This window comes from uncultured Campylobacter sp. (genome assembly GCF_938041645.1).
Taxonomy (GTDB): domain Bacteria; phylum Campylobacterota; class Campylobacteria; order Campylobacterales; family Campylobacteraceae; genus Campylobacter_B.
Genome location: NZ_CALIST010000070.1, coordinates 1 through 7,414, shown reverse-complemented (window position 1 = coordinate 7,414; position 7,414 = coordinate 1). Strand labels below are relative to the sequence as shown.

Below are 7,414 nucleotides of genomic sequence, written 5' to 3'. Positions count from 1 at the left end.
AGGTGGTCTGTGGCTCAAAAAAGCATATGCCATCGCATCAGACAACGGCGGAATGAGCCCTAATGCGCTGAAAGAATCGTATAATGGTAAAGACTATCGTCGAGGTACGAAAGCTATGCAGAAGGAATTTCCTTTCAGGGTGAAAGGCTACCCGCAGACACCTCCTGCTGACAATACCAATTACTTCTATCTGCCCGCAATAGATAATTATCTATACGGGGAAATCAGACAGGGAATAGGAAGAGGTATGGGACTTGAAGGACAGTACTGGACTTCCACCTGCTATGCTCTGCCTACAACGGCTGAGGGTAAAATGTTTTACGGTGCATTCAACTTCACTTTCAAAAGAACCCATGTGGGAGTACATCGAAGCACGCGTGAGGCTGGAATGCGGTGCGTGAAATTCAATTAATCCAACACTGAAAACCTACATAGCTTTTCTTTGGAAAGCTATGTAGGTTTTCGGCATGACCAAAAGGCTAAGATCTCCTTAATCTTTATCCAAACGCGTGTTTGCTTTGTCAAAACGGGAACATTATTTCGCTGTCTGCATTTTTTTTCTTTCCTTTGCAAGTGCTTATGAAAACGAATATACCCATCCTCACTATCACTGGTTCCGACAGTACGGGCGGCTCTGGTGTTCAGGCAGATATCAAGACGATTAGCGCGCACAAGATGTTTGCTATGAGCGCTATTACGGCGCTTACGGCGCAAAATTCGCGCGGCGTATTCGGCGTGATGGATGTTTCGCCAGATTTTGTAGAGGCACAGCTCGATGCAATTTTTAGCGATATCTTTCCGGATGCTGTTAAAATCGGAATGATCTCCAATGAGGGGGTTGCCGAGGCCATCGCAAAGAGCCTGAGCAAGCACGGCGCGAAAAACGTCGTCTTAGATCCCGTGATGGTCGCCACCAGCGGCGGAGTTTTGATGAAACAAAGCGCGCTGCATGCGCTAAAATACGAGCTCGCCCCCGCCGCGGAGATTATTACGCCTAACGTGCGCGAGGCTGAGGTCTTGGCGGAGATGAAAATTTTAAACTTAGCCGATATGCGCGCCGCAGCGGTTAAAATTTCGCAGTTTTTCGGCGGCGCGATTTTGATAAAAGGCGGCGATCTGACGGCTGCGAGCGTGGCTTGCGGCGCGGCTTGCATTGTGGCGGAAGCGGACGCGGCGGAAATGAATATAGCGCAAAATTTTAAAGTCTTATTGCGTGAAGCGGGCGAAAATGGCGCACACGAAAACTCTGTGAGCTCGACGAAGAGCGCAAATTTCGCGGATGAAAATTTTACTAGCGAATGCAAAATTTTAACGACGGGCGCGGAGTCTTCTTTTGAACAAAATTTATCCGCAGCGCCTTTAGATGACGGCTTTAAACCGAGCGGAGAGGGCGCGGATTTTACAAATTTAGCGGTCGATATTTTGTATGAAAACGGTAAATTTTATGAGTTTTCGGCGCCTAAAATTTCTACGCGTAACACCCACGGCACGGGCTGCACGCTCTCAAGCGCGATCGCATGCGCGCTGGCGGCGGGGCTTAGTCTGTCCGCAGCCGTCGCCCATGCCAAGGGCTTTGTGCGCAGGGCGCTGGGTTGGGATGAGCAGATCGGGCACGGATGCGGCGCGATAGATCATTATTTTACGGTACGCGATCCCTTCGGCGCGGACTTTGACGGATCTTGCGCGAATGAAATCAAAATTATCGCCCCGAATTAAAATTTCAAGCGCTCATTGAGATCCCTGCATTCGTAAAATTTCAAAATTCCGCTGCTATTAAATTTAATCTAGCGGCACGAGATCGTCCGAATGGCTCGTCGCGACTTGTGATAAACGGCGGAATTGCGTGGCTAAAAAGCGTGTTGCGGGAGTAGTGCGCTTAAAATTTTAGTTAATTTTTAGGCATCATAATCCGCGTAGAATTTTAAAGAATTTTTGAATTTTATTGTAGGGTTCGTGCTGCAAGTTAGAGCTTTCCTTATTTGCCTTATGCTATAGCTCTGCTTCGTGGCATTGTTAAATTTGCGTTATTTCTTATAGGTCTTTATGCGCGAAAAAAGTGGATTATAAATATAAACTAGTCATTCATTCACTACTCGCGTTGCTCAAGGTAGATGCATCGCATTGTATGCCGATGTTGCGCTATACCTGCCGCATTGTGCCCTCTAGCTGCGAACTTAGCGATCCATGCCTGTCGTCTCATATTCGCTGAGCTTACTAAAATTCCAAATTTTCTAGCAAAAGAGTTATAATGGCTAAAATTACGTAAATTTAGGAATTTAAAATGCGCTGCAAAAAAGGACTACTACTCTTAATCATCGCCTCAGGGATAATCTCTGCCGCAGATAACTGGATCGCATCGCTACTGCTACCTAGCATCGCAGATACGTTTGGGGTGCAGGTGGGCGCCGCCTCCGCAGTTTTGACGGCATATCTGATTCCATACGGCTTACTTCAGCCGGTTTACGGACATCTTAGCGATCGCTACGGCAGAGGTAAAATTTTAATCTCGCTAATGCTCTTTTTGGCGATATTTACGCTTCTTTGCTCCACTGCAAAAAGTTTAGCGTGGCTTGTTTTATTTCGCTTTTGCACGGGATGCGCGGCAGCGGGTATAATCGCTGTCTGCCTCGGCGTTATAGGCGATGCATATGACGAGAAGGATAGACAAAAAATCGTAGCGATATTTCTGGGTTCGGTATTTTTAGGGCAGGGGCTGAGTGCGGCTTTAGGCGGATGGGCAGTGGCTAGATTTTCTTGGAGGGAGATATTTTTAGCCTTTTCTGCGCTGTCTGCGGTATCTTTCGTATCACTATTTACGCTAAATTTCAAAGACGCTCCGAAAAGCAAAGGCGAGAGCTTCGTAAAATCCATAGCTAGCTTGCGCGGCGATGCTGCGCTTTTGAGAAGCTATTTTTTGGCTTTATGTAACGGCGTAATCGTGCTTGGGGCGTATTCATTCATAGGCGCTTATCTACTTAAAAAGCTGGGCTTGAGCTCAAATTTTGCCGGAGCCTGCCTTATGCTTTACGGCGTCGCTTGCTTTTTGGCAGGAAACGCTGCTAGATATTTAAAAGAGAAGTTGCCGCTAAAAGAAATTCTATCCCTCGGCTTTTTGGCGTCCGCTTCGGCGCTGTGCCTTTTGGCGAGTTGCTTCGCTGCCACTGCATATGTAGGAACATTTTTGTTGGGATTTGGCTATGTTTGTGCGCAGTCGGTCCTAGCAAGCGCAGCGCTTCGTTGCGGCTCCGCCAAAGGTCTATCCTCTGGGATCATAGGCACGGCGATATTTTTCGGAGGCGGCATCGGTACTGCCGTAGGTGGCAAGGCGCTTGAATATTTAAGCTACCAAGGGCTATTTTGCGGCTTTGCTGCGTTAGCCGCCGCGCTGCTGATTTTTTACCGTGCAAGCTTTAAGAGCACGCGTGAAATTTAATGCTCCGCAACAATAGCAAAATTTAAAATTAGGCACACTTCGCTGTCGAGAAATTACCTAAAATTACGCTATTTCAGGGCGCCGCATTGGCATCGTCATAAATATCGCGGTGCATTGCATCACGCTGCCGATTTTAGGGTTCACGCTGCCGCTTTTTCAGCTTTCGTGGTATGAGTTCGTTTCGGGATTTTTTCGGCACGCGGTTTGGTTTTGGGCGATCGAAGTATTCCGTCGCGATCTACGAAACCGCTTAACCGACGAGCCAGATTCTGCGGATCGCCCAAGTGCTTCGTCCCTTTAATTAAAATTTGCAATCCCGCATGGCTCCGCTAGGAATTCCATAATTTCTCAAATACGCTTGAAATTCACGATAAATTTTTATGTTAGAATTACAATTAATAAAATTTCAAAAGGAGCGGCAATGAAATATAAAATTTTAGTTGCAACCTTTACGGCTACTTTGGGCCTACAGGGGGCGCTTGCGAGCGATTTTGACGAGCGGGCTTGCGCGGCGCTAAAGGGTACGAAAATTTACGATACAAAGATTAGCGAAGCGATCTGGAATCAAAGCGGCGAAATCGGTGCCGATAAGATGTCTGCGCTAACTGGCGGAGCCAAAAAGACGCTAAAAGCCGCGCCGCACTGCATAATTCACGGTGAGATAGCCTCCCGCACGGGCTCGGACGGCAAGCATTACGGCATAAAATTTGAGCTGCGCTTGCCGGGCGACTGGAACGGCAAGCTGCTATTTCAGGGCGGAGGCGGTTTGGACGGCTTCGTAGCGCTGGCTCTTGGTGCCGTGCCTATCCGCACTAGCACCGCAACGCCCGCGCTTATGAGGGGCTATGCGGTAGTTGCGACCGATTCGGGACATCCTACGCCTACGCCCGAGTTTGGGCTTGAGCAACAGGCGCGGTTAGATTATGCATATCAGGCCATCGGCAAGGTCGCGAGCGTCTCAAAGCAGCTGGTTTTTTCGGCGTATAAAAAAGCGCCCGCGCACAGCTACTTTATGGGCTGCTCAAACGGCGGGCGCTCGGCTCTGATGGCGGCGCAGAGGTATCCGCTGGAATTTGACGGCGTAATCGCGGCAAATCCGGGTTTTAGGCTTTCGCGCGCGGCGATCGCGGAGCAGTGGGACAACCGGCAGCTTATGAAGATCGCGCCTAAAAACGCCGCTGGGGATAAAATTTTTGCAAACGCCCTTACGCAGGAGGATTTGGATAAGCTAAGCATGGCGGTTCTGGATAAATGCGATGCGCTAGACGGCCTAAAAGACGGAATCATCGGCGCTTGGGAGCGTTGCGAGTTCGATCCCAGCGGACTTGATCTAGCTAAAGAAAAAATTTCTGCGATAAAAGCGATATTTGACGGCGCAAAAAACAGCAAGGGCGAGCAAATTTACAGCGGCTGGTTTTACGATGCCGGAGTAAATCAGCCCGGCTGGCGCATGTGGAAGCTTGGCGACTCGCAAACGGCAGAGCCAAATGCTAGAAATATCGTGCTCTCGAAGGGCTCGATGAATTATTATTTCTTGACGCCGCCGCAACCGGAGTTTGATCTGATGAAATTTGATTTCGATAAGGACGTAGAGCGAACGTTCGAGACCGCGGCGATAAACGATGCGATTTCGACCAAGCTAGATAGCTTCCGCGCTAACGGCGGCAAACTCATCATCGTAACGGGCGTCTCCGATCCCGTATTTTCGGCGATGGATCAGCGCGATTGGTACAAAAAGCTAGTGGAAACGAACGCGGACGCGGACGAATTTGCGCGATTTTTTGCATTGCCTGGGATGAATCACTGCGGCGGCGGTAACGGCATCGATGATGTCGATCCGCTAAGCGCGCTTGAAGCGTGGCGCGAGCAGGGAACGGCTCCATCTAGCCTGCTAGGTAAAAGCACGAGCTGCGCCGGTAAGCAGATCCCTATCTGCGCGTATCCAAAAGTGGCTACCTACGTAGGCGGCGACGAAAATAGCGCGAGTAGCTTTGAATGCAGATAAAATTTATTTAAAGGAGTAAAGATGAGAGGTAAAATTTTAATCGCGGCCTTTACAGCGGCGCTTTTGTGCGGCTGCGCGGCGCACGATGCAAAGCTGGGCAGGGAGGCGGATAATAGGGGCGAAAGCGTGGCTGCGGACTGCGGCACGAGCGAGGGCGTCTGCAAGGTGCCCGCCGTGCAGGGGCCGATGGTAGGCGGCGGCACGGATGAGCACGGCTGCTTAGTCGCCGCGGGGCAGAGCTTTTCAAAGATTAAGAATGGCTGCGTGCAGGTTTTTGATATCGCGGACGTGAGGTTAGCTGATCCGGATAACGCTACGCTTGCGATCTACGGGATATTTTCCGCGGATAAAAGCAGGGTAGAAATCTTTTGGGCGAGCTTGCCGCAGAGCGAAATTTTAAGCAAAGTTAAGGGTGGTTACTATGTCTCGAAGGACGGCAAAATTTCGCTGCTAAAAAGCGGCAAAGACTATAATATCCGCAGAAAATAGCAGGTGAAATTTTAAGTCAGCCAAATTTCGCGCGCCGCGGAGAAATTTAATCCAAGCTCGCCAAAGCTCGGGCTGGTCTAGTAGAGCCTGAGGCTTAAATTTAAGGGCAAGTTAATACCAAGCATTCGGTTATTTGCGGTATCTGCCGTCTATAAAAATTTAATCAAAGGAGCAAAAATTGAGGTCATAAAAGTAGATATACAAAAATCATATCCCAAACCCCGGCGCGACCACGCTCGTATCGGCCAAATACGATGGCGACGTCAATGCGATGGCGATAACGTGGGCGCAGGCGCTTGACTACGACAAGGTTACTATCGTGCCGCACAACGGCTCATACACGAGGACGCTCATCGAAAAGAGCGGGTATTTTGCTGTGCAGATCCCCACGGCAGCGCAGGCGGAGCTGGTTAGCGAGCTGGGCACCGAAAACAACTCGCGCTTTGATAACGCGGACAAGATGAAAAACGTGGAAATTTTTTATAAAGAGGAGCTCGACGTGCCGCTGATCGCGGGCTGCGCCGCATGGCTCGTTTGCAAGCGCATCCCCGAGCCTCATAACGAGCAGAGCTATGATCTTTTCATCGGCGAGATCGTCGCGGCGTATGCGGACGAGCGGATCTTTGACGGTAGGCACTGGCTATTTGAAAAGATCCCTGACGAGTTAAAAACGCTTCACTACGTCGCCGGCGGTCGGTATTATCTGGACGGCAAAGCGGTAGATACCAAGCGCACGCCCATAAGCGACGAGTAAGCGCCTCGCAAAATGCCGGCAAATTTGTAAATTTAAGACGAGCGCACGCGTGAATACGCGGCGAGCTTCGGTAAAATTTCAAACTGAAAAATCTAAAGAGGATAGAAAATGAAAAAATATATCGTCATCACTGGTGCAAGTTCTGGTATCGGAGCGGCCGCGGTAAAGGCATTTGCGAGGCGCGGAGAAAATTTGATCATAATCGCGCGTAGAGCGGAGTTGCTGCAAAGCTTAAAGGACAAGATCGCGCAGATCGCGCCCAAATCGGACGTCGTGATTAAAATTTGCGACCTTGCGCGCAGCGAGAATGTCCTAGCGCTTTGGGACGAGCTAAAAAGCTACGAGCTAAAGGCGCTCATAAACAACGCGGGCTTTGGAGATTACGGCGCGGTCGGCGAGCGCGATCTATCCAAAGTCTCGCAGATGCTACGTCTCAACGTCATTTCGCTCACGCTGCTAAGCCACTTCTTCGTGCGCGATTACAAGTATAAGCCCTCTCAGCTCATCAATATCTCCTCCACCGGCGGCTACAGCATGGTGTCAAACGCCGTCACCTACTGCGCGAGCAAGTTTTTCGTAAGCGCCTTTACGGAGGGCTTGCACTACGAGCTGGCGCAGGATAAAGAGGCTAAAATGCAGGCTAAAGTTTTAGCGCCCGCCGCGACTAGGACGGAGTTCGGCCCCGTGGCGACGGATGACGCGGGCTACGACTACGACGCGGCTTTTAAGCGCT

8 protein-coding genes are annotated in these 7,414 nt (G+C 50.1%); all 8 read left to right on the top strand.

Annotated features, from left to right (window positions below):
- Positions 1 to 412: hypothetical protein (locus Q0600_RS10075; RefSeq protein ID WP_298759915.1), on the top strand; the 412-nt coding region annotated here is incomplete at its 5' end.
- Positions 413 to 579: 167 nt separating this feature from the next.
- Positions 580 to 1,716 carry a bifunctional hydroxymethylpyrimidine kinase/phosphomethylpyrimidine kinase gene (gene thiD, locus Q0600_RS10070; RefSeq protein ID WP_298759912.1) on the top strand — a complete coding sequence of 379 codons (1,137 nt, stop codon included), beginning with the start codon at positions 580 to 582 and terminating at the stop codon, positions 1,714 to 1,716.
- Positions 1,717 to 2,281: 565 nt separating this feature from the next.
- Positions 2,282 to 3,433 carry an MFS transporter gene (locus tag Q0600_RS10065; protein WP_298759910.1) on the top strand — a complete coding sequence of 384 codons (1,152 nt, stop codon included), beginning with the start codon at positions 2,282 to 2,284 and terminating at the stop codon, positions 3,431 to 3,433.
- 109 nt (positions 3,434 to 3,542) lie between these two features.
- The gene (locus Q0600_RS10600; RefSeq protein ID WP_366517548.1) at positions 3,543 to 3,734 is read left to right on the top strand and encodes a hypothetical protein; all 192 of its coding nucleotides are present in this window, start codon (positions 3,543 to 3,545) and stop codon (positions 3,732 to 3,734) included.
- Between the two features lie 120 nt (positions 3,735 to 3,854).
- Positions 3,855 to 5,438, top strand: a complete 1,584-nt coding sequence (locus tag Q0600_RS10060; protein ID WP_298759907.1) for a tannase/feruloyl esterase family alpha/beta hydrolase — start codon at positions 3,855 to 3,857, stop codon at positions 5,436 to 5,438.
- Positions 5,439 to 5,459: 21 nt separating this feature from the next.
- Positions 5,460 to 5,927, top strand: coding sequence for a hypothetical protein (locus Q0600_RS10055; RefSeq protein WP_298759904.1), 468 nt, complete (start codon positions 5,460 to 5,462; stop codon positions 5,925 to 5,927).
- Between the two features lie 271 nt (positions 5,928 to 6,198).
- Positions 6,199 to 6,681, top strand: a complete 483-nt coding sequence (locus Q0600_RS10050) for a flavin reductase family protein (protein WP_298759901.1) — start codon at positions 6,199 to 6,201, stop codon at positions 6,679 to 6,681.
- Positions 6,682 to 6,789: 108 nt separating this feature from the next.
- Positions 6,790 to 7,414 (top strand): SDR family NAD(P)-dependent oxidoreductase (locus tag Q0600_RS10045; RefSeq protein ID WP_298759898.1); only part of this gene is annotated, 625 nt, incomplete at its 3' end.